General features: G+C 46.8%; 24 protein-coding genes. 9 read left to right on the plus strand and 15 right to left on the minus strand.

Translation table 11 applies throughout. From position 1 onward, the window contains the following. Position 1: 1 nt before the first annotated feature. The 5 genes from uppS to rpsB all read right to left on the minus strand — a co-directional run bounded on the left by uppS (position 2) and on the right by rpsB (position 3,950). Positions 2 to 775: a polyprenyl diphosphate synthase gene (uppS, locus tag CWI76_RS03410; protein ID WP_126758953.1), complete on the minus strand. Its 774-nt coding sequence runs from the start codon at positions 773 to 775 to the stop codon at positions 2 to 4. Between the two features lie 81 nt (positions 776 to 856). After that, the gene (frr, locus tag CWI76_RS03415; RefSeq protein WP_404409981.1) at positions 857 to 1,378 is read right to left on the minus strand and encodes a ribosome recycling factor; all 522 of its coding nucleotides are present in this window, start codon (positions 1,376 to 1,378) and stop codon (positions 857 to 859) included. A 76-nt stretch (positions 1,379 to 1,454) separates the two neighbouring features. Then, the gene (gene pyrH / locus CWI76_RS03420; RefSeq protein ID WP_092855274.1) at positions 1,455 to 2,201 is read right to left on the minus strand and encodes a UMP kinase; all 747 of its coding nucleotides are present in this window, start codon (positions 2,199 to 2,201) and stop codon (positions 1,455 to 1,457) included. Between the two features lie 113 nt (positions 2,202 to 2,314). Then, on the minus strand, positions 2,315 to 3,193 hold the full coding sequence (gene tsf / locus CWI76_RS03425) for a translation elongation factor Ts (protein ID WP_126758955.1): 879 nt from the start codon (positions 3,191 to 3,193) through the stop codon (positions 2,315 to 2,317). Positions 3,194 to 3,218: 25 nt separating this feature from the next. Next, the gene (gene rpsB, locus CWI76_RS03430; protein WP_126758956.1) at positions 3,219 to 3,950 is read right to left on the minus strand and encodes a 30S ribosomal protein S2; all 732 of its coding nucleotides are present in this window, start codon (positions 3,948 to 3,950) and stop codon (positions 3,219 to 3,221) included. A gap of 270 nt (positions 3,951 to 4,220) precedes the next feature. Here rpsB and map point away from each other — a divergent pair, with 270 nt between their 5' ends. The 3 genes from map to dapD are packed head-to-tail and all read left to right on the plus strand — an operon-like array spanning position 4,221 to position 8,489. Then, positions 4,221 to 5,009 carry a type I methionyl aminopeptidase gene (gene map / locus CWI76_RS03435; RefSeq protein ID WP_126758957.1) on the plus strand — a complete coding sequence of 263 codons (789 nt, stop codon included), beginning with the start codon at positions 4,221 to 4,223 and terminating at the stop codon, positions 5,007 to 5,009. 6 nt (positions 5,010 to 5,015) lie between these two features. Then, positions 5,016 to 7,619 carry a [protein-PII] uridylyltransferase gene (glnD, locus tag CWI76_RS03440; RefSeq protein WP_126758958.1) on the plus strand — a complete coding sequence of 868 codons (2,604 nt, stop codon included), beginning with the start codon at positions 5,016 to 5,018 and terminating at the stop codon, positions 7,617 to 7,619. A gap of 45 nt (positions 7,620 to 7,664) precedes the next feature. Continuing rightward, positions 7,665 to 8,489 carry a 2,3,4,5-tetrahydropyridine-2,6-dicarboxylate N-succinyltransferase gene (dapD, locus tag CWI76_RS03445; protein ID WP_126758959.1) on the plus strand — a complete coding sequence of 275 codons (825 nt, stop codon included), beginning with the start codon at positions 7,665 to 7,667 and terminating at the stop codon, positions 8,487 to 8,489. Here the strand turns inward: dapD and truC are convergent. Further along, entirely contained in the window at positions 8,486 to 9,223 is a 738-nt protein-coding gene (gene truC / locus CWI76_RS03450; RefSeq protein WP_126758960.1) for a tRNA pseudouridine(65) synthase TruC, read from the minus strand. The two genes, dapD and truC, sit on opposite strands and share 4 nt — an antisense overlap. Then, positions 9,216 to 9,560, minus strand: a complete 345-nt coding sequence (locus CWI76_RS03455; RefSeq protein ID WP_092855290.1) for a YqcC family protein — start codon at positions 9,558 to 9,560, stop codon at positions 9,216 to 9,218. Before CWI76_RS03455 ends, truC begins: the two co-directional genes overlap by 8 nt. 72 nt (positions 9,561 to 9,632) lie before the next feature. Here CWI76_RS03455 and CWI76_RS03460 point away from each other — a divergent pair, with 72 nt between their 5' ends. Then, complete coding sequence (locus CWI76_RS03460; protein ID WP_157980799.1) at positions 9,633 to 10,658, plus strand: DUF3549 family protein; 1,026 nt, start codon at positions 9,633 to 9,635, stop codon at positions 10,656 to 10,658. After that, entirely contained in the window at positions 10,655 to 10,966 is a 312-nt protein-coding gene (locus CWI76_RS03465) for a DUF3301 domain-containing protein (RefSeq protein ID WP_126758962.1), read from the plus strand. Before CWI76_RS03460 ends, CWI76_RS03465 begins: the two co-directional genes overlap by 4 nt. Here CWI76_RS03465 and CWI76_RS03470 read toward each other — a convergent pair. The 3 genes from CWI76_RS03470 to syd form a co-directional block, all read right to left on the minus strand. Continuing rightward, on the minus strand, positions 10,963 to 11,298 hold the full coding sequence (locus CWI76_RS03470) for an Mpo1-like protein (protein ID WP_126758963.1): 336 nt from the start codon (positions 11,296 to 11,298) through the stop codon (positions 10,963 to 10,965). The two genes, CWI76_RS03465 and CWI76_RS03470, sit on opposite strands and share 4 nt — an antisense overlap. After that, the gene (locus CWI76_RS03475; RefSeq protein WP_126758964.1) at positions 11,285 to 11,947 is read right to left on the minus strand and encodes a GNAT family N-acetyltransferase; all 663 of its coding nucleotides are present in this window, start codon (positions 11,945 to 11,947) and stop codon (positions 11,285 to 11,287) included. The genes CWI76_RS03470 and CWI76_RS03475 overlap by 14 nt, the downstream gene beginning before the upstream one ends. Before the next feature lie 129 nt (positions 11,948 to 12,076). After that, entirely contained in the window at positions 12,077 to 12,652 is a 576-nt protein-coding gene (gene syd, locus CWI76_RS03480; RefSeq protein ID WP_126758965.1) for a SecY-interacting protein, read from the minus strand. 95 nt (positions 12,653 to 12,747) lie between these two features. On the opposite strand from syd, the gene queF reads away from it, so the two are divergent. The 4 genes from queF (at position 12,748) to CWI76_RS03500 (ending at position 16,448) form a co-directional block, all read left to right on the plus strand. Further along, positions 12,748 to 13,578, plus strand: coding sequence for an NADPH-dependent 7-cyano-7-deazaguanine reductase QueF (gene queF, locus CWI76_RS03485; RefSeq protein ID WP_126758966.1), 831 nt, complete (start codon positions 12,748 to 12,750; stop codon positions 13,576 to 13,578). A gap of 19 nt (positions 13,579 to 13,597) precedes the next feature. After that, complete coding sequence (ppnN, locus tag CWI76_RS03490; RefSeq protein WP_126758967.1) at positions 13,598 to 14,953, plus strand: nucleotide 5'-monophosphate nucleosidase PpnN; 1,356 nt, start codon at positions 13,598 to 13,600, stop codon at positions 14,951 to 14,953. 22 nt (positions 14,954 to 14,975) lie between these two features. After that, entirely contained in the window at positions 14,976 to 15,347 is a 372-nt protein-coding gene (locus CWI76_RS03495) for a DUF3192 domain-containing protein (protein ID WP_126758968.1), read from the plus strand. A gap of 96 nt (positions 15,348 to 15,443) precedes the next feature. Further along, positions 15,444 to 16,448 (plus strand): isocitrate dehydrogenase, encoded by a 1,005-nt coding sequence (locus tag CWI76_RS03500; protein WP_126758969.1) that lies wholly within the window; start codon positions 15,444 to 15,446, stop codon positions 16,446 to 16,448. 87 nt (positions 16,449 to 16,535) lie between these two features. On the opposite strand, the gene rlmM is transcribed toward CWI76_RS03500, so the two are convergent. The 5 genes from rlmM to mmsB form a co-directional block, all read right to left on the minus strand. Next, positions 16,536 to 17,627: a 23S rRNA (cytidine(2498)-2'-O)-methyltransferase RlmM gene (gene rlmM, locus CWI76_RS03505; protein ID WP_126758970.1), complete on the minus strand. Its 1,092-nt coding sequence runs from the start codon at positions 17,625 to 17,627 to the stop codon at positions 16,536 to 16,538. 128 nt (positions 17,628 to 17,755) lie between these two features. Continuing rightward, positions 17,756 to 18,391 carry an alpha/beta family hydrolase gene (locus CWI76_RS03510; protein ID WP_126758971.1) on the minus strand — a complete coding sequence of 212 codons (636 nt, stop codon included), beginning with the start codon at positions 18,389 to 18,391 and terminating at the stop codon, positions 17,756 to 17,758. After that, the gene (locus tag CWI76_RS03515; protein ID WP_198678571.1) at positions 18,384 to 19,286 is read right to left on the minus strand and encodes a transcriptional regulator GcvA; all 903 of its coding nucleotides are present in this window, start codon (positions 19,284 to 19,286) and stop codon (positions 18,384 to 18,386) included. Before CWI76_RS03515 ends, CWI76_RS03510 begins: the two co-directional genes overlap by 8 nt. A gap of 6 nt (positions 19,287 to 19,292) precedes the next feature. Then, complete coding sequence (locus tag CWI76_RS03520) at positions 19,293 to 20,057, minus strand: SDR family oxidoreductase (RefSeq protein WP_126758973.1); 765 nt, start codon at positions 20,055 to 20,057, stop codon at positions 19,293 to 19,295. A gap of 21 nt (positions 20,058 to 20,078) precedes the next feature. Then, positions 20,079 to 20,972, minus strand: a complete 894-nt coding sequence (gene mmsB / locus CWI76_RS03525; RefSeq protein ID WP_126758974.1) for a 3-hydroxyisobutyrate dehydrogenase — start codon at positions 20,970 to 20,972, stop codon at positions 20,079 to 20,081. Positions 20,973 to 21,090: the final 118 nt, after the last annotated feature.

Consider the following 21,090-nt stretch of genomic DNA (forward strand, 5'->3'; position numbering starts at 1 on the left):
ACTAATCCCCGGTTGTTACGTCGGTATCTAAAATGGCTTGTTGCAGTTGCTCACTGGTGAGTCCGAAACGTCTTTCGCGACAGCTAAAATCTGCAATGGCAGCTGCAAATTCTCGGTCATCAAAATCTGGCCATAATACCTTACTAAAGTAAAACTCTGCATAGGCTAATTGCCATAACAGAAAATTGCTAATTCGGTGTTCGCCACCTGTTCTTATTAATAAATCTGGCACAGGCTGATCGGCTAATTCAAGCTGCTTCGCTAGTTGCTCTTCAGTCACTTGCTGCGGCGTTAGCTGCCCAGCTGCAACCTGCTCGGCTAATTTACGCGCCGCTTGGGTGATATCCCAATGGCCACCATAATTCGCCGCGATATTCAGGTTTAGCGCGGTATTGCTGGCGGTCAGCGCTTCCGCTTCCTGCATCTGCTTTTGTAAGCGTTCACCAAATGCTGACTTATCACCAATGATTCGCAAACGTACATTGTATTTGTGTAGCTTTTTCACTTCACGTTTCAATACGGTCATGAATAATTCCATCAGTACTGAAACTTCTTGTTCTGGTCGCTTCCAGTTTTCACTACTAAACGCAAACAAGGTTAACGATTCGATACCCTTTTTACGAGCAAATTCAACCGCTGCGCGAACCGCTTCTGCACCCGCTTTATGACCAGCTGTGCGGCGCTTGCCACGCATTTGCGCCCAACGCCCGTTGCCATCCATGATGATTGCCACGTGGCGTGGAATTTTTATTGTCGAGACTTCCGTTGTTGTCATAGGTGATGCCATACAAGAAAAAACGCCGTGCGAGTATACCTGACACGGCGCTGTCCACCAACGTGGAATACGAGTAACTGCTTAAACTTCCATCAAGTCTTTTTCTTTTTCTGCCAGCAGCTCATCAATTTTTGCGATGTAGGTATCGGTCAGCTTTTGAATTTCATCGGTCGCTTTACGTTCTTCATCTTCTGTAATTTCTTTTTCTTTCAATAATTCTTTCAGATCAGTATTCGCATCGCGACGGATATTACGAACCGCAACGCGGCCCTGCTCTGCTTCCGCGCGCACTACTTTTACCAAGTCACGACGACGCTCTTCAGTCAGCGGTGGTAATGGCACACGAATCACGGTGCCAGCAGCCGCTGGGTTCAATCCGAGATCCGAGGTCATAATCGCCTTTTCAACCGCACCGCTTGATGATTTATCAAATACGGTAATAGCCAATGTACGCGAATCTTCAACGGTGATATTCGCTAATTGCTTCAACGGGGTATCCGCACCGTAATAAGGCACCATAATGCCATCCAAAATGCTTGGATGTGCGCGACCAGTGCGCACTTTTGAAATTTGTGAGCGCAGCGCTTCAACGCTTTTTTCCATACGCTGCTTAGCGTCTTGTTTAATTTCGTTTATCACGTTTTTATCCTTTCAATTCTTAATGCACAAACAAGTTGGTTTATGCTTGCTCAATCACGCTTTCACTGGCTATTAGTGTACCTTCTTCTTCGCCCATAATCACGGCTCTTAACGCACCCGGTTTATTCATGTTGAACACACGGATAGGTAGGTTATGGTCGCGAGCAAGCGTAAATGCCGCCAAGTCCATCACTTTAAGTTGCTGTTGTAACACATCATTATAGCTAATTTGACGGAATAATTTAGCATTAGGATCTTTCACCGGGTCGGCAGAAAACACGCCGTCGACTTTCGTCCCTTTAAGCACTAAATCAGCTTCAATTTCGATGCCTCGGAGGCAAGCGGCTGAATCAGTGGTAAAAAATGGATTACCAGTACCGGCGGAGAAAATCACCACACGGCCGGATTTTAATAAACTGATTGCGTCAGCCCAATTATAGCTGTCACACACGCCATTTAACTCAATGGCTGACATCAAACGTGCATTGACGAAGGCACGATGCAGTGCATCACGCATGGCTAAACCATTCATCACCGTGGCCAACATGCCCATATGGTCGCCAACGACGCGATTCATACCCGCTTTCGCTAAACCTTCACCACGAAATAGGTTACCGCCACCTATCACCAAACCAACTTGAACGCCCAGTTCAACCAACTCTTTTATTTCCTGAGCCATGCGGTCTAAAACTTTTGCATCAATGCCAAATGGTTCATCGCCCATCAACGCCTCGCCGCTTAGTTTCAAAAGTACACGGCGGTATGCAGGTTTGCTACTTGGTGTCATCAGTTCGCTCCATGTTCAGGTTTTAAGGGGGTTCACCCTAAAAAAAACCGCATCCTGCCGAGCAGGATGCGGTTTCTATTATCGACTGTCTGTCGTCGGCAGCGTCATTGGCATTAAGCCTTTTTCGCAGCTGCCATTTGCGCTTGAACTTCAGCAGCGAAGTCTTCAGCTTTCTTCTCAATACCTTCGCCCACTTCAAAGCGAACAAAAGTAAGAACGTCAGCGCTTTTCTGCTTCAGTAAGTCTGCAACAGTGATTGATGGGTCTTTCACGAAAGCTTGACCAGTTAAGCTGATCTCGCCAGTGAATTTACGCATACGGCCTTCAACCATTTTCTCAGCGATGTCTTGTGGCTTACCACTTTGCATTGCGATATCTAGTTGAATTGCACGCTCTTTCTCAACCACTTCAGCTGATACGTCTTCTGGCTTCACAAACTGTGGCGCGCTAGCTGCAACGTGCATTGCTAAATCTTTAGCTAAGTCAGAATCACCACCAGTGATTGCAACTAATACACCAATACGACCGCCGTGAACATAAGCTTCAACCAAGTCACCACCTTCAATAGTGATAACGCGGCGAACGTTCATGTTCTCACCGATTTTCGCAACTAATGCTTCACGAACTTCTTCAACAGTACCATCACCGATGTTGGTCGCTTTAAGCTTCTCAACGTCAGTTTCTTTGTTGGCGAATGCCGCTTCGATAACTTTCTCACCGAATGATAAGAAGTTGTCATCACGTGCAACGAAGTCAGTTTCACAGTTCAATTCAACCAAAGTACCTACGTTACCTTCAGTCTTAGTCAGGATTACACCTTCAGCAGCTACGCGACCAGCTTTCTTAGCTGCTTTCGCTTGACCACTTTTACGCATATTCTCGATCGCCGCGTCGATATCGCCGCCGGTCTCTTCTAATGCCTTTTTGCAATCCATCATGCCAGCGCCAGTGCGCTCGCGCAGTTCTTTAACCAGAGCTGCTGTAATAGCCATGTATTTGTCCTCTAATCAGATGACTTTATTCAGTTTCTTCAGCTTCAACGAAATCGTCAGCTTTACCTTCAACAACTGCGCCGCGCGCGTCGTTGATAGCTGCCGCTGCTGCATTCAAGTACAGTTGTACTGCACGAATCGCATCGTCGTTACCAGGAATTACGTAATCAACGCCATCAGGGTTTGAGTTAGTATCAACAACCGAGATAACTGGAATACCCAAGTTATTCGCTTCTTTAATTGCAATGTGCTCGTGATCAGCATCAATTACAAACAATACATCTGGCAAGCCAGCCATATCTTTGATACCACCAAGGCTCTTCTCAAGCTTTTCCATTTCGCGGGTATTAACCAACGCTTCTTTCTTGGTTAGCTTTTCGAAAGTGCCGTCTTGGCTCATGGTTTCGAGTTCTTTCAAGCGCTTGATTGATTGACGGACAGTTTTCCAGTTCGTCAACATACCACCCAACCAGCGATGATTTACATAAAACTGCTTACAGTTGATTGCAGCTTCTTGTACTGAGTCTGATGCCGCACGCTTAGTACCAACAAACAAAATTTTACCTTTGTTTGAAGCAACGTGTTGCAAGAAGTTCAACGCATCGTTGAACATCGGAACAGTTTTCTCAAGGTTGATGATATGAATCTTGTTACGCGCGCCAAAAATGAACGGCTTCATTTTTGGGTTCCAGAAACGGGTTTGGTGACCGAAGTGTACACCAGCTTTCAGCATGTCACGCATTGACACGTTTGCCATGATAATTTTCCTTTTAAAGGGGTTATGCCTCCATACATCCCATAGTTCGACCCGCAACGTTCAATCGTGTTTTGGGCACCCCGAGCTATGTGTCGATGTATGTGTGTGTTTAAGTTAGTTTTCATGCAATCAGAAATTGCGGGCGCTTTATACCATAAACCAGCGGTATAAATCAAGTTTTCTATGCCTATCGCCATGCTTCACGATGCTGTGGTTTGCTGGTAAACTACGCACAATTTTATTGTCTTAAGCAGGAACTTGTAGAGCCTCATGAGTATTAGTATTAAAACGCCAGAAGAAATCGAGAAAATGCGTGCCGCCGGCAAGCTTGCTGCCGATGTTTTAGAAATGATCGGCCCGTATATAAAAGCTGGCGTAACCACCGCAGAAATCGACAAAATCTGTCACGATTACATTGTTGACCATGGCGCTGTTCCTGCTCCCTTAAACTATCACGGTTTTCCGAAATCGGTCTGCACCTCATTAAATCATGTGGTTTGTCACGGTATCCCAAATGAAAAGGCGCTCAAAGAAGGCGACATCATGAATTTAGATGTCACCGTGAAATTAGATGGCTACCACGGCGATACCTCGAAGATGTTTGTCGTTGGCAAACCAAGCATCCTCGCTGAACGCTTGATACGTGTTACCCAAGAGTGTTTGTACATGGCAATCAAAATGGTCAAGCCAGGTATGCGCACAGGCGATTTTGCGGCGGTTATTCAAAAGCATGCGGAACAACATGGCTATTCGGTTGTTCGCGAATATTGCGGACACGGCATTGGCGCAATATTCCATGAAGAGCCACAAATTTTGCACTACGGTACAGCCGGCACGGGCGATCTGCTGCAACCGGGTATGTGTTTTACCATCGAACCGATGATCAACGCCGGTAAACGCCACACCAAACTAATGCGCGATGGTTGGACAGTATTAACCAAAGATCGCAGCTTGAGCGCCCAATGGGAGCATACATTATTAGTTACCGAAGATGGTGTTGAAGTGCTAACTCTGCGTAGCGATGAAGACCTGCCGCGCGTTATTCGACATACGAGTTAATGCATCATGCTTAGCGCCCCTCCCCGTTGGCCCAACCCGGTCACTTTGAGTACGGGGCGCGAATGCCTCGAGGCTTACCACACTTGGCTGGCTGATGCCTTTGTCACCGCGGATATCGATTTTCTTCTCGCCCACCGCAGTGAATTTATCGACACATTACTGCAGCAGTTATGGCAACAATTTCACCTCGATCAAAGCCACCTTAGCCTGATTGCTGTCGGTGGCTACGGTCGTGGTGCGCTGCATCCGCAATCGGACATTGATTTACTGTTTCTTCATGCCGAACCACTATCATCGGCAGAACAAGAGAACATTCAGCATATCATCCAGTTTTTGTGGGATCTGCGTCTTGATGTTGGGCACAGCGTCCGAACTCCAGCCCAGTGTATTGAGCAAGCGGCAGATGATGTCACCGTCGCAACCAGCTTGTTAGAACAGCGCTTACTATGCGGCAACAAACCCCTAGCAGAGCAATTCTTATGGCAAGTTCAACGTGAATTTCCGTGGTCGAGCCGTGCTTACTATCAAGCCAAATATGCCGAGCAACAAGAGCGTCATCAACGCTATCACGGCACCGCCTACAACCTTGAGCCCAACGTCAAAAGTACCCCCGGTGGTTTACGTGACATTCAAACCATCAGTTGGATCGCCAAACGTCATTTTCACACACAAAATGACGAGACCTTAGTTCAGCATGGCTACATCACCGCCGAAGAGCTTCTGGAGCTCAGAGAATATCAACAGTTGCTCGGGCGCATCCGCTTTGCTCTGCATTTAGAAGCCGAAAAAAAAGAAGACCGATTACTGTTTGATTACCAACCGGGAGTTGCCGCACGGTTGGGTTATGGTCAGCCGGGCAAACATGCAGTAGAAGCCTTAATGAAAGATTACTTTAACGCGGTAGTTGGTGTCACTGAACTCAACGACATGCTGCTGCAGTTTTTCGAACAAAGTATCTTGACCAGTAAGCACGTTGAACCGGTGCAACTTGACGACAATTTTGATGCCTACGGCCCCTTGATTGCCGCTCGACATGAAAACGTTTTTGCTGAGCCTCGTAATTTACTTCAGTGCATGTTGTTGGTGGCAAAACATCCTCAAATAAAGCAGTTACAAGCACAAACACTTCGGTTATTACGCAACGCTCGTCGGCAATTGCGTCAGCCTTTAAACAGTGACGCGGAATGTCGCCAACTGTTTATGCAACTGTTGCGTCACCCCAACGGCTGCGGCGACGCATTTCGACTGATGCACAAACATCAATTAATGGCTAACTATTTACCGCAATGGCAGCAAATTGTTGGACAAATGCAGTTTGACCTTTTTCATGCGTATACAGTTGACGAACACACATTTCGACTCGTGCGAAACTTATACCGTTACAGTGATTCGGAGTATGCAGAGGAGTTTCCGCTGTGTGCCGAGATTGTGAAAAACATGGATAAGCCCGAGCTTTTATACCTTGCGGGTATATTTCATGACATTGCCAAAGGTCGCGGCGGCGATCACTCCGAACTCGGCGAAATTGACGCCTTAAACTTTGCTCGCCTGCATGAGTTAAAACCTGACGATGGCAAACTGATCGCTTGGTTGGTACGCCATCACTTAGTGATGTCGGTTACCGCGCAAAAACGTGATATTCATGATCCTGAAGTGGTACGACAATTTGCAGAACAAGTTGGCAACCGTCGCTATTTAGATTACTTGTATTGCTTAACTGTTGCCGACATTCGCGCCACCAATAGCAGCTTGTGGAATAACTGGAAAGCGACACTTTTAGAGAATTTGTACCAATCAACCGCACAATTTCTTGCGCAAAGTAAACCGTCACCGGCTGGCGAAATGCGCCAGCGGATACATCAGCATCAGGCACACGCCATGGGGCTACTGCTCAGCCTCGGCTTTGCCGCAAAAGCAGTCAATGAATTATGGAGTCGGTTTACTGCGGACTATTTTCTACGGCATCAACCCGAGCAAATTGCCTGGCACTCACAGTATATTCTGCAGCTCGAGTCGGATGAACAGTTACCGCTGATTCTCGTTGGTGATGAAAACAATCAAGGCACGACCGAATTATTTGTTTATCATCTTGAACACGAAAACTTATTTGCTGCAGTGGCAGCAGTCTTAGATAGTCAGGCACTTAGCATTCACGATGCGCAGATTTTGGCGACTCGCGATGGCTATGTCATGGATACCTTTGTCGTACTTCAAGACGACGGTGAGCCGCTCACAGACATCCGTCGCATAGAATCCCTTAAACAACAGCTTCACGACGTATTGCGACAACGACAATCAGCGCCAAGCGCGCAACGACGTTTACCACGACGACTGCGTAGTTTTAATGTTGCCACCAAAGTTGAATTTGTTAGTGAGCGGAATCCTCGTCGTACCGCATTTGAACTAACCGCGCTTGACCGGCCCGGATTAGTAGCCCGCGTCGCAAAAGTACTACAGGCATTGGATTTAAACATACTTACCGCTAAAATCACCACGGTTGGCGAGCAGGCGGAAGATTTATTTATCGTGACCACCCGTCGTAATGAAGCCTTAAGTAACGAACAGAAACAGCTATTGCGTGAGCAAATCATTGCTGCACTCGATCATTAATAAGCGCCGTTTCAGGCGTATTATCAAGTAGTTATAGGATATTTCATGAGCACACTACAAGAACGAATTGAAGCCGCATTTGAGCAACGAGCGGATATTTCACCAAGCCGAGTCCCCGCTGATCTGCAACGCGACTTAACTGAGGTCATTCAGAAAATCGATCAAGGTGAATATCGCGTCGCAGAAAAAGTCGACGGCCAATGGGTCGTCAACGAGTGGTTAAAAAAGGCCGTGCTATTATCGTTTCGCACACAAGATAATCACCTGATGAATGGTGGCGAAACCCGCTTCTTCGATAAAGTTGATAGTAAATTCATTGGCTATGATGATGCCCGTTTTCGTGCTGAAGGCATGCGTGTTGTACCACCAGCAATGGTGCGTAAAGGCGCATTCATCGGTCGTAATGTGGTACTAATGCCGTCTTACGTCAATATTGGTGCTTTTGTCGATGAAGGAACCATGGTTGATACCTGGGCAACGGTTGGTTCCTGTGCGCAAATCGGTAAAAACGTGCACCTCTCAGGTGGCGTTGGCATTGGCGGTGTTTTAGAACCTCTGCAAGCAGCACCAACAATTATCGAAGACAATTGCTTTATTGGTGCGCGCTCGGAGATTGTTGAAGGCGTGATCGTTGAGGAAGGTGCGGTCATCTCTATGGGTGTTTACATTGGTCAAAGCACACGTATTTATGATCGTGAAACTGGCGAAATTCATTACGGTCGCGTGCCTGCCGGAGCCGTTGTCGTGCCGGGTAACTTACCTTCAAAAGATGGCTCGTACAGTTTGTATGCGGCCATTATTGTGAAGAAAGTTGACGCAAAAACACGCGCAAAAGTCGGCATTAACGAACTTCTGCGTGCAGCTGATTAATTCGAATCAACAAACGGCAGTAACAAATCTTCTGGCAACGGCAGTTCAATACGAACTGCCGTTTTTGTATATGGGTGTTCAAACGCTAATTCGGTTGCCGCCAGCATCAAACGATGCAGGTTAAAATGCTCTCGAAAAAATCGGTTATGGCGACCGTCGCCATGATGGCTGTCACCGATAATGGGATGCCGCAAATGCGCCATATGACGGCGTAATTGATGTTTTCGACCTGTCTTAGGTTTGAGCTCCATTAGTGAGTAACGTGATGTCGCGTGACGCTTCCCAACAGCGAACGGTAACTCAATTTGCTTGAGGCAACGATACTCAGTCACTGCTTCTTGTGCCTCTTTATTCGGGTCGGCCTGAGCATCAGCAATTTTATCCAATTCTTCTTTCAACGGATAATCGAGTATGCCATCGCTTAAATAACCGCGAACCACGGCGTGGTAGGTTTTCTGTACCTGACGATTAGCAAATAACTCGGTGGTTAAGCGTGCGGTATCGGCATCTTTAGCGAACAGCAAAATACCAGAGGTTGGTCGATCAAGACGGTGAACCGGATAAACGCGTTGGCCAATTTGGTCGCGTACCTTTTGCAGTGCGAACTCCGTCGCCTCACGCGCAATCCAACTGCGATGGACTAATAAACCACTCGGTTTATCAATCGCAACGAAGTAGTCGTCATGGAAAAGTATTGTCAATTCCGAGTTCGAAGCAGAGTTTGAATTAGACATCTTCAGCTAACGGGTCCGCCCCACTCAGCAGAATATCGAATTCTCGCAAACTTGAAATTAGCCCTTCATGGTGCTCAAGCTCTTCACGATAGACATGGGTGGCCATTGGACTAACGGCAATATTTTGCGGTAGTGGATGTTCGCCATCAAGCATAGCCCACATACGCGGCAACATAATAAACTGTAGCCACTGGTGAAAATCTAGCGTATCCATTGCAAACGGTTCTGTACTTTCCAGCGCTTGCGCCGAAGGATAATGCGTTTGCCACAAGCCCAAACAGTTGAGTTCGGCTTCAATTCGTTCTAATAAACGCGCTGCGCGTTGTCGTTGGTCCATGACTACCTCCACGACTTATTTTAGTTATAATGGCCGACATCTTTAAGCAAAATGACAAATGTTGCAAGTTTCATGACCATGACAAACCTAGCTGAGTTACTCAGCGAAAGCCAGAGCGATTATCTCGTTTACGATTTAGGCCGCCGCGTTCAGGCTATAGATGCCGACACGTTCAACGCAATTTGCGCGCAACAACGCCCTTACCCTTACCCGCTGCAAGACCACGCTTGGTTTGCGGTGGTGTTTTGGCCGAAACAACAAGCTGACCAGCCGGAACCGTTTTTGTGGTTCCTAAAAATGCCGCTCGACGAACGCGGTTTGCTCAACCACGCGGCACAGCAAGAGTTTATGGCGCATGTCATCGCATTGCTCGGCCAGCAAATTACTGGGGCTCTCAATGACGAGCAAGAGCAACAGTTACAACAGTCAGCATATTTGTTCACGCCATCTGAAGCCAAACGAGCGGCAATACACGCACAACTTACCGCCAATTGGCAACGCCCACCTTCACGCTATTTTCGTGCGGCGCTCGAAGAACTGCATTCGCCAACTCCTGAAGGTTGGCAACAGTTAGGTCTACAGGGCATCCACGATGTGGTTGTTCGCTTACATGCTCACCCAGAAGTTACAAAAGCGCTGGCATTGCAATTTGAAAGCTATCCGGAAGCACTCCAAAATGCCTTAGCTGAGGCACTCGAACATACGCAACCGCCGCAAGAGTTAAGTGACAAGTTGCTGTCTTTGATAAATGCACCACGGCAACAATTGCGGCTCAATGCGTTGCGAGCGCTCGCTGGTTGCGCCAATGAGCCACAGTTACACGAGTTGTTAGCCCTGCGTATGCCGGTGGCAACCGCAGATGAGTTGGTTATTATTGTCGCACGGCTCTGGCCGGCTTTATGTGGTCACGGTGAATTGATGGAGCCATTTCTTGTCCGGGTCGCTCAACTTAACAATGCGGCTCTGTTTGCTGGTATTGTGCGCGACCTTTTGCGGTTACCCGAGACCCGAATATTTGCTTTGGGGTTAGTGCAACGCAATGATTTACCTGTGGCGCTTTATCAGGCGTGGCAACAATTCATTGGAGCTAAGTTATGATTTTGGCTGATGCCATATTATTGCTTGTAGTTGGCTTTGTCGTTTTATTATTTTGGCAAGGGCGACGCCAGGCCGAGCACGCACGACGCTATGTTGAGCAGTATTGCAAACAACATCAATTGCAGTTTTTAGATATTGCCTGGCAAAGTGGGCGCCCGGCTAAACGAGCTCGTCACATTGGCTGGCTAAGCATCTATGAATTTGGTTTTAGCAGTGATGGCGAGAGTCGATACGTCGGGCGAGCAACCTTACTGAATTTGCGTTTAGTTAATGTTGAGGTGCCGCCCCATCGAGTGCCAAGTATTTAATTAGATGGGCGAGAGTTCTTTGGTCCGGTTTTAATTCCAATCAGGCTTAGTAAAAACTGACCATACATCACCCAGTCTCCCAATAACGAATAAGCCGGATACTTGAAAGTCGCCGGCTTGTTATGTTCAAAACCGAAGTGCCCAAGCCAAGCAAAACCATACCCCACCAATGGAATGGCTAATAACCAGAGCCATTGCTGTGTAAATACTGCATATGCAAGCACCACCAGTACCAAGGTACTACCGATATAATGCATTGCCCGACAACGCGGGTCAGCATGCTCCGCCAAGTAATACGGATAGAATTCAGAGAAACTCTTAAATTGCACGATTCACCTCTTGTGCTTGCCCACGAGACTGAAACAATAATTTGCCACGAATGTCGCCAACGTCAAGCTCTTGAACCAACTCATAGCCATTTTGTTCAAATAGCTTCAGGTGCTGTGGTTGAGTAACATAAACCGCTAGACCGCGTGACTGAGGTTCTTCATCCAAGGCCGCTTGCGCGGCGCGCACTAATAGATCGCCCCAACCTTGCTGCTGATATCGCGGACTTACCGCAATGAATGCCAGCATATGGTAATCATCACCACCAATAATCTCCTGAATTAAACGTTCTTTTTCAAGCAGTTGCATGGTGCTAACGTAGCCTGCAGTTAATAACATTTTCAGGCGCCAGTGCCAGTATTTTCCTGGACCGAAACTCTTACCAGGCTGGTTCAAACAAACCACCCCAATTAATGATTCACCATCAAAAACACCCAGCATTGGTTGTTGTGCTTCCCAAAACGCCATCAATTCTTCACGTATCGCCGCTCGCAGACGTTTTTCATAATCCGGCTTATCCGCCTGAAAAATCGACATCAGTAAGGCATCATCATGATAGGCTTGATACAGCAACGAAGCTGCCATTTTTAAATCTTCAGCAACTAAATAAGTTAATTGCCCTTCACGTAATTGAGCGGGATTTATTGTTGTCATTATAGGCTCTTTCCTTCGTACTCGGTTTGGTGAGCGCTACTACACCGATACCACCTCAACGCTCGGATACATTACAATTACAAACAACTCACACTCAAATTACTTGATCCAGATCAATTTGGCTATACCCTACGCCTCTTCATCGCTGACAATTCTTGGTTTAATTTTTTCAATAAAAGCCGCCAATGATGGCGCCAATATTTCATGTTGTGGCTGTCCTACGAATTCTAAACCTACTTGGCCTGATTCGTTATCAACGGTTATTAACAAGTCATCGGATTCTTCGGCCAAGCCAATAAACAAGGTAATCGGTTGACGTAAACGACGCTTCATTAACACATGCCCCGCTAAATTGGCTTGTAATCGCTCGCCGTCTTCGCGACAGTGGTTTTGTAATAAAATTAAAGGATGATTGTCGTACTCGACATTGAGATCTGCTGCAAACCAACGTCCGTAAAAAATAGCAATGTCCGGATGAAATGGTTGTTCAAGCGCATTAGCAAGATCATCAAATTGCAACGGTTCCTGTTGTAAAATAGGTTGCCATTGAACTTGCCCATTCGCTTCTGTCTCGTCAGCGTGGTGTTGACAATAAATGGGGGCTTGCCAATCGTCATGCGCCTCTGTTAGTAACGGTGTATTCGCTTCGGCGTAGGCGGCGCGATAACGGTGAATAAATTGATCAAATACGGAATCAAGTGACATGAATCAACCCTATGGTTTTTCTGGTAAGTCAATGATAGCGGCGCTACAATGGCCGACTGCATTAAAAATAGTAGTGTAACAGGTAATTAAAATCGATGAAGCAAGAGCTTGCCCATTTAAATTTGGGACAACCCACACAATATCCAACGCATTATGACGCCTCGCTGTTGCAGGCGGTACCACGCCAGCTTAACCGAACGCCTATTGGCCTCGAAGAAGGTGCTAGTTTACCTTTTCATGGGGACGATATCTGGCACGGTTACGAACTATCGTGGTTGAATAGTCTTGGTGTGCCGCAAGTGGCGATAGCAGAGTTTCGGGTACCTTGTACAAGTAGCAACCTCATCGAGTCAAAGTCATTCAAACTTTACCTTAATAGTTTTAATGAAAGCCGTTGGAATAGTTGGGCTGAAGTGCAAGAACAACTTGCTATCGATTTATCCAACTGTGCAGGCACCTCTGTTGCAGTGCGTCTTGATACCCTACAACAAGCCCAAAGAATGGCTTTTGGCGATTTGCCGGGGCATTGTATTGATGAGCAATCTATCGAAATAGATTGTTACGACTATAATCCTGAGCTGTTGCAGTTGAGCTCGAATAACACGGTGTCTGAGACACTTCACAGTCACCTGTTAAAATCAAACTGTCTCATTACAAATCAGCCAGACTGGGGGTCCGTATTGATACGCTACCACGGTCCGGCAATTGACCATGCAGCCCTTCTTCGCTACATCATCTCATTTCGACATCACAATGAGTTCCATGAGCAATGCGTTGAACGGCTTTATATGGATATAAAATCGCGACTCAAACCATCACAGTTAACTGTTTACGCGCGTTATACACGCCGCGGTGGCTTGGATATAAATCCATTTCGTTCTGATTTCGAGCCAACACCTCAGTCTGTGCGGTTAAGTCGCCAATAATAATGAACAAGGAAATAATATGAGATTTAAAATTTCTCCTCGCGGTAGCATGAGCCTGCTGTCGCAACTGGAAATTAACCGATTACAACAAAGTAGCGATGAGCAACTCTACCGCTTATTCCGTAACTGTTGCTTGGCGGTTTTAAATGCCGGTAGTAATACCGATAGCAGTGAAGAGATATTCGAAAAATATAAAGATTTTGACGTTAATGTCATCAAGTGCGAGCGCGGCGTACAACTTGAGTTGGTCAATCCGCCGGCTGAAGCCTTTGTGGATGGCAAACTGATTGCCGGTATGCAAGAGCTAGTTGAAGCGGTATTGCGCGATATCTTGTTTACTGGTGAACGTTATAACGCACAAACACTCGACTCGGCCGATACCCATACCCTTACGCACGTCGTATTCGATATTTTGCGTAATGCGCAAGTGGTGCAACCCAATCTTGAACCCAATGTGATTGTCTGTTGGGGAGGCCACTCAATTAATGAAGTTGAGTATAAGTACACCAAAGAAGTTGGATACCAACTTGGTCTGCGTAGCTTGAATATTTGTACCGGCTGTGGCCCTGGCGCCATGAAAGGTCCTATGAAAGGCGCTACTATTGGCCATGCCAAACAACGTATTGTGGACGGACGTTACTTAGGTTTTACTGAACCAGGAATTATTGCGGCAGAACCACCTAACCCAATTGTTAACGAGTTAGTCATTCTGCCTGATATCGAAAAACGTTTAGAAGCATTTGTGCGCTGTGCGCACGGTATCGTGATTTTCCCAGGTGGCGCAGGAACAGCCGAAGAGCTACTTTATATTCTCGGTATCTTAATGCACCCGAATAATCAGCGTCAGGTACTACCAATTATTTTGACTGGCCCTGAGAGTAGCCGTGGTTATTTTGAAGCGATTGATGACTTTATTACGGCTACTTTGGGTGACGATGCGCGTAAGTTGTATCAGATCATTATCGCCAACCCAGCTGAGGTTGCGAAAACCATGACTCAGGGCGCACAAGCAGTAAAAGAATACCGCCGAGATACTGGTGACTCTTATTGCTTTAACTGGACCTTGCACATCGATGAAGCGTTCCAACGTCCATTCGTGCCAAACCACGATAATGTGCGGAACCTAAATCTTCACCGTGAACAAGAGCCGCAAGCTTTAGCCGCCGATTTGCGACGAGCGTTTTCCGCCATTGTTGCTGGTAACGTGAAAGATGACGGTATTCGAGCGATTCGCAAGCACGGTGTATTTGAAATTCATGGCGAACGCGACATGATGAAGAAGTTGGACGTATTGTTGCGGGCATTCGTCGAACAAAGCCGGATGAAACTGCCAGGTTCGGTATATCATCCATGTTATCGCGTAATTACTGATTAATATTGCTAGGGAGGCGCAGCCAATGTCAAAGATGCTAAAGGTCGTACTTATCGGCTTTGCCATTTATGCGGCAGCTGCTGCGCTGGTTCTGCATTTTTATCAAGCCGACCCTGAAAATATGAGTTGGCAGGAACGCGAAACCTTTAATTTGAAACAAATCGGTCGATTAAACCTCGGAACACCGCGCGATGACGTGATTCGGCTGCTCGGCTCGCCAGATATTAGTGAAGCAAAAGCAACCGATAATGGCGAAGTGCTGATTCTTTTTTATCGTACCCATCATGTGAAATCAGATGGTATTACGACTCGCGATGAATGCACGCCGTTGTTATTTAAAGATGGTGAGCTCATTGCTTGGGGTGCTGATGCTTATAGCGAATATCAATCGTTTTAATGACGCTTAACACCATTCAGCACGCCGAAATCTGCTATAGTTCGCGCCAATTTCGTACTCCCATTTGACGACCAAAGAAGTAAGAAGGTACCAGCAATGAGCACCACAATTACCGTGATCCCAGGTGATGGCATCGGTCCCGATATCATCGATGCAACATTAAAAATTCTTGATAAAGCCGGCTGCGAATTTAATTATGAATTCGCTGATGCTGGCTTAGCGGCCTTGGAAAAAACTGGCGAGCTATTACCACAAGCGACACTTGATGCCATCGCGCGCAACAAAGCAACCTTAAAAGGCCCTCTCACCACTCCTGTGGGTGAAGGCTTCACCTCTATCAACGTTAGCTTACGCAAGCAATTCAACCTTTACGCTAACGTGCGACCGGTAAAATCGTTTAAAGGTACTAAAGCACGCTATGAAAATATCGACATCATCACTGTGCGTGAAAATACCGAAGGCATGTACTCAGGCTTAGGCCAAGTGGTTTCCGAAGACGGTTCTGAAGCCCAAGCCATGAGTAAAATCACCCGCGCAGGCGCTGAACGTATTGTTCGATTTGCTTACGAACTTGCGCGTCGTGAAGGCCGTAAAAAAGTAACCGCGGTTCATAAAGCTAACATTTTGAAATCAACGTCAGGTTTATTCCTTAAAGTTGCGCGTGAAATTGCAGCGGAATATCCAGATATTCAATCTGACGAAATGATTGTTGATGCGGTGTGCATGAAGCTTGTCATGAACCCTGAGCAGTTTGATGTGATTGTTACCACTAACTTATTTGGTGATATTTTATCTGATCTCTGCGCTGGCTTAGTTGGCGGCTTAGGTATGGCACCAGGTGCTAACATTGGCGACAAATCAGCCATTTTTGAAGCGGTTCACGGCTCGGCGCCAGATATCGCTGGACAAAACTTAGCGAATCCAACGTCTGTTATTTTGGCAGCCATTCAAATGCTCGAATACCTAGGCATGCAAGATCAAGCAAAACGTATTCTTGCTGCCGTTACTGACGTAATTGCCAGTGGCGACCGTACCACACGTGATTTAGGTGGTACTGGTGGTACAACCGATTTCACCCAAGCGGTAATTGATCGCCTGTAATATAAGTTACTTAACGATAATAGCGAAAAGCCCAGTTCCTAACGGTTCTGGGCTTTTTTAGATATGAATTAAAATGTGCTGTGGCAATTACAGCCAGCGAATATGAACCGTGATCTCTTCGCGATCGTGATACAGTTGTTTGGCCTGTAATTCAAACCGACCACGCCCCTGCTCAACAAGCGTCTGTTTAATCTGTTCAAGATATTCCGCAACTGCTGCGTAGCGTCGCTTCATTGGCAGTTTCAAGTTGAAAATCGCTTCCTTGCAATCACCATCAATCAACCAACTCGTCATTAATTCACCTACACGAGCAGGTTTCTCAACCATATCGCAGACCAACCAAGTCACATTTTTCTTTTTCGGACGATACTTAAAGCCATCTTCACGAATATGCTTTACTTGACCAGTTTCCATCAAACTTTCAGCCATGGGCCCATTATCAACGGCTTGCACCATCATCCCACGACGCACCAACTGATACGTCCAACCACCAGGCGCTGCGCCCAAGTCAACCGCATTCATTCCAGAGGTAATCCGCTCTTCACGTTCATGCTCTGGCACAAACACTTGAAACGCTTCGTCAAGTTTTAGCGTTGAACGACTTGGCGCATCACTTGGCGAGCGTAATCGTGGAATACCCATCAACCAAGGCGATTGGTTAAATGAGTAGGAAAAGCCAATATACACTTCCTGATTACTTAAAAAGAACGCATGTATCGTCGGTCGACGGTCGCTCTCTTTTGCAGTTAACCAGTCAATTTTGCGTAACCCTTGACGTAATGGCACAGTGAATTTGCGACAAAACTTTGACAGCTCTTTGCCATCATTGGTATCCGGCGTTTCCACACGAATATCACCACAGGGTTTGACGCCAGCAAAAGCCTCTTGCACATCCTCGTCGAGTAGCGCGACTTGCACCGCACTCACCCGATCTTCTTGAGGCAGCTCGGTGACATGCGCCAAGATCACGATGAATTGGCGTGTGAAGATTAATTCAGTAAGAATTAATTTTTTCGCTAAATGCTCGGCTTCTTCCGATTGGCAGCGATAGACCACAAAGCCTTGCTGCGGCTTGGTTTGGCAATAGCCATAAATGCCGAGCGCTGCGGTTTTATCTTGCAGTTCTGCGGCACAATCATTTTCAAATCCGGGCCGACAATAGGCCACAATTCCGGTCATTCATAACCCCTTGGTAAAAGCGTTATTCGTTATTCGATCGCTTCGCTGTTCGAACGCTGCGCTCTTCGTGGTTTGGTTCCACGAACAGCGCGAAGAGCGCACGAACAGTGAACGAAGTGAACGGACGACTAGCGAACAACGCTTTTTATTAGTTTCGATACTTCGTTTACTGCTGCTTGCCATAACTGCTCGCGCGTATAGCCACTGCGCTTCGTTGGCTCAAGACTATGATCACCACCCTCAATCCATTTTACCGCAACATTCGCCGGCATTTGATAATGGCGTACCTGTTCAGGCTTACCAAAGTTATCGCGCGTTCCTTGAATAATCAGGTTCTGTTCACAGCGATTATTTAAGTCATCCAGTCTAAGATTGTCAGGTTTACCAATTGGATGAAATGGAAAGCCTAAGGCGATGGCGGCTTTAGCATTCAGTTCATCAGCAAGCCGAAAAGCTACCCGCGAGCCCATTGACTTACCCATTAAAAACAAAGGTTTATCATCATTGAACTGGCTTGCTACGATGCGCATACAATGCTCGAGTTCCGGCATTCGATTCGGCGGGCGACGCACACCTGAATCCATAAATTTTTGCCAATATGGAAAATTAAAGCGAATCACTTCAATATCATTAAGCGCCAATGCTAACGCGACATATTGCATAAAATCGCTTTGTAAACCAGCACCTGCACCGTGTGCAAAAATCACCCGATATTGACCATCGGCGTTATCGCGATGAATCGCAACACGCTGGTTATCACTCATAACTGTCCTCTTCTTCCTCGACTACTTGTAGTAGCCAATTTCGGAAGGTGGCGATTTTACCTACTTCTGACTGAGAGTCACGACAAACAAGATAAAAAGATTTTTGTCGCGGTAATGCTTCAGGGAATATTTGAATCAAATGCCCCGCATCAATTTCCGGTTTAACCAATACGTTATTCGCTAACGCAATGCCCTGCCCATGTACAGCTGCTTTTAATGCTAAGTTAGAATGGCTGAAAATTGGGCCGTTATCGCCTTTATCTTTATCAATACCAACCAACTTAAACCAATCTTTCCAAGCGTTGCGAGTTTCATCATGTAGCAACGTGTGATTCAATAAATCGCGCGGTTCACGCAGAGGCTTGGTACCGTTAAGTAACAGTGGCGAACATACTGGAATCAGGTATTCATTGTGCAACTTGTAGGCTTTTAAGCCCGGCCATTTGCCAGCACCGTAATAAATAGCAACGTCGACATCATCGGTAAGTGAGCCATCCACTTCATCAACGGCGCGAATGCGCACATCGATATCCGGATAAGCCTCACGAAATCGACTCAAGCGCGGCACGAACCATAAAATGGCAAAACTTGGGGGTAATGAAATCGTTAGCGAGCCTCGTTGACTCGCAAACTTCACCTTTTCAGTGGCCTGAACAATGTGATCAAAAATTTCTTTTAGTTCAAGATAGTAGGTTTGGCCTTCGGGGGTGAGTAACAACGACCGATTGCGGCGTAAGAATAATTGAACCCCCAAAAACTCCTCTAGCGCTTTTACTTGGTGACTCACCGCTGCTTGGGTAACAAACAATTCATCAGCTGCCCTCGTAAAACTGAGGTGTCGGGCAGCTGCTTCAAACGCTTTTAAGGCATTTAATGGGGGTAATTTACGCATCAGTACTCGTTATAGTCGAACGCCACCGTCTATTTCTATCACACGTCCGCTAAAGAAGTCATTCTCAATAATATAACGCGCACTGTGAGCAATCTCTTCTGGCTGCCCCCAACGACGTAACGGCACCATGCTCAAGGCTCGTTCCACGGCTTCTGGCTTCATTTGCGCAGTCATTGGCGTTTCGATAAATCCTGGTGCAATGGCACCACAACGAATACCAAAGCGACCCAGCTCACGTGCCCATGTCACCGTCATCGCAACCACACCGGCTTTCGTTGCCGCATAGTTCGTTTGGCCAATGTTGCCGGCACGCGCGACGCTCGAAATATTAATGATAACGCCGCCATTGCCAGCTTTTGCCATATGCGCAGACGCCTCGCGGCCGCACAAGAAGCTACCGGTTAGGTTAACATCTAGCACAGATTGAAATTGTTGCAGTGGCATTTTGTGAGTAATTTCACCGTCTTTGCATTTAATCAACATGCCGTCGCGCAAAATACCGGCGTTATTGATCAGCACGTTAACCGCACCAATGTCTGCAACGATATCATTAAACACCTGCTCAACTGCTGCCTCGTCGGTCACGTTAACCACGTAACCTTTTACTTTCTTAGCACCTTTAGCGCTGCAAATACCTTCCGCTTCAGTAAGCGTATCGGCATTCATATCAATCAGCGCCAATTGCGCGCCCTCAGCGGCAAAATGTTCCGCCATTGCGCGGCCTAAACCTTGTGCGCCACCGGTAATTACAATGGTACTTTCAGCAATTTTCATAATTTATCCGCTAATTATCCGTTATTTTTTATTCGCTTTAACGAAATTAAAGATACTCGAGAAGTCTTCGCGACCATGTCCGAGCTGCGACCAACTGCGATATAAATTGTGCGTCAATCCACCCATTGGCGTCGCCGCGCCACTCGCTAACGCAGCTTGTTGCGCCAAACCAAGATCTTTACTCATGAGATCAACTAAAAAGCCACCTTGGTAGCCGTTGCTCGATGGCACATTATCCATCACACCAGGGCAAGGATTATATACATCTAAAGTCCAGTTACTACCGGAACTCTTCGACATAATCTCCGAAAGCACTTTCGGGTCAAGCCCATGAGCAATACCCAATTGTAGCGCTTCTGAAGTACCGACCATCAACACCGACAGCAACATGTTATTGCAAATTTTCGCAACTTGACCCGCACCCGTATCACCAGCGCGGAAAATGTTTTTCCCCATGTGCTGCAATACATATCGCGCACGCTCTACTGCAGCGGTTTCACCACCACAAATGAACGTTAATGTGCCGGCTTTCGCCCCACCAACACCTCCAGAAACTGGCGCATCGATAAACGAAATATTTTCCGCTGCTAATGCCTGTCCAACCTTTCGTGCGGTTTCTGCGCTAATGGTACTGCAATCGATTACAAGCGTGCTGCTAGGCAATTCGTGAATCAAGCCGTTATCACCTAAATAAACACTCTCAACGTGTTTATCTGCAGGTAACATCGTAATCACAAAATCAACGCCGTGCGCTGCTTCATTCGCCGAACTGGCCACGCGACAACCTGCATCTTTCGCAGCCTGCAGTGCCGCTTCGGCTAAATCAAAGACGTTGACCTGATGGCCGCCTTTGACAAGGTTCGCAGCCATCGGGCCGCCCATATTGCCAAGCCCAATAAATCCAACATTCGCCATAAAAACCTCGTTATTCGTTGTTCGTTATTCGTTGTTCGTTATTCGTCCGCTTCGCTGTTCGTTATTCGTCCGCATCGCTGTTCGTGCGCTGCGCTGTTCGAATAGTGCGAAGCACGTA

This window comes from Pseudidiomarina marina (assembly GCF_003987045.1).
GTDB lineage: Bacteria > Pseudomonadota > Gammaproteobacteria > Enterobacterales > Alteromonadaceae > Pseudidiomarina > Pseudidiomarina marina.

Excerpts from the sequence above, each read along its gene's own strand:
- uppS (WP_126758953.1), bottom strand. The coding sequence starts at position 775 with ATGACAACAACGGAAGTCTCGACAATAAAAATTCCACGCCACGTGGCA.
- frr (WP_404409981.1), bottom strand. The coding sequence starts at position 1,378 with ATGGAAAAAAGCGTTGAAGCGCTGCGCTCACAAATTTCAAAAGTGCGC.
- pyrH (WP_092855274.1), bottom strand. The coding sequence starts at position 2,201 with ATGACACCAAGTAGCAAACCTGCATACCGCCGTGTACTTTTGAAACTA.
- tsf (WP_126758955.1), bottom strand. The coding sequence starts at position 3,193 with ATGGCTATTACAGCAGCTCTGGTTAAAGAACTGCGCGAGCGCACTGGC.
- rpsB (WP_126758956.1), bottom strand. The coding sequence starts at position 3,950 with ATGGCAAACGTGTCAATGCGTGACATGCTGAAAGCTGGTGTACACTTC.
- map (WP_126758957.1), top strand. The coding sequence starts at position 4,221 with ATGAGTATTAGTATTAAAACGCCAGAAGAAATCGAGAAAATGCGTGCC.
- glnD (WP_126758958.1), top strand. The coding sequence starts at position 5,016 with ATGCTTAGCGCCCCTCCCCGTTGGCCCAACCCGGTCACTTTGAGTACG.
- dapD (WP_126758959.1), top strand. The coding sequence starts at position 7,665 with ATGAGCACACTACAAGAACGAATTGAAGCCGCATTTGAGCAACGAGCG.
- truC (WP_126758960.1), bottom strand. The coding sequence starts at position 9,223 with ATGTCTAATTCAAACTCTGCTTCGAACTCGGAATTGACAATACTTTTC.
- CWI76_RS03455 (WP_092855290.1), bottom strand. The coding sequence starts at position 9,560 with ATGGACCAACGACAACGCGCAGCGCGTTTATTAGAACGAATTGAAGCC.
- CWI76_RS03460 (WP_157980799.1), top strand. The coding sequence starts at position 9,633 with ATGACCATGACAAACCTAGCTGAGTTACTCAGCGAAAGCCAGAGCGAT.
- CWI76_RS03465 (WP_126758962.1), top strand. The coding sequence starts at position 10,655 with ATGATTTTGGCTGATGCCATATTATTGCTTGTAGTTGGCTTTGTCGTT.
- CWI76_RS03475 (WP_126758964.1), bottom strand. The coding sequence starts at position 11,947 with ATGACAACAATAAATCCCGCTCAATTACGTGAAGGGCAATTAACTTAT.
- syd (WP_126758965.1), bottom strand. The coding sequence starts at position 12,652 with ATGTCACTTGATTCCGTATTTGATCAATTTATTCACCGTTATCGCGCC.
- queF (WP_126758966.1), top strand. The coding sequence starts at position 12,748 with ATGAAGCAAGAGCTTGCCCATTTAAATTTGGGACAACCCACACAATAT.
- ppnN (WP_126758967.1), top strand. The coding sequence starts at position 13,598 with ATGAGATTTAAAATTTCTCCTCGCGGTAGCATGAGCCTGCTGTCGCAA.
- CWI76_RS03495 (WP_126758968.1), top strand. The coding sequence starts at position 14,976 with ATGTCAAAGATGCTAAAGGTCGTACTTATCGGCTTTGCCATTTATGCG.
- CWI76_RS03500 (WP_126758969.1), top strand. The coding sequence starts at position 15,444 with ATGAGCACCACAATTACCGTGATCCCAGGTGATGGCATCGGTCCCGAT.
- rlmM (WP_126758970.1), bottom strand. The coding sequence starts at position 17,627 with ATGACCGGAATTGTGGCCTATTGTCGGCCCGGATTTGAAAATGATTGT.
- CWI76_RS03510 (WP_126758971.1), bottom strand. The coding sequence starts at position 18,391 with ATGAGTGATAACCAGCGTGTTGCGATTCATCGCGATAACGCCGATGGT.
- CWI76_RS03520 (WP_126758973.1), bottom strand. The coding sequence starts at position 20,057 with ATGAAAATTGCTGAAAGTACCATTGTAATTACCGGTGGCGCACAAGGT.
- mmsB (WP_126758974.1), bottom strand. The coding sequence starts at position 20,972 with ATGGCGAATGTTGGATTTATTGGGCTTGGCAATATGGGCGGCCCGATG.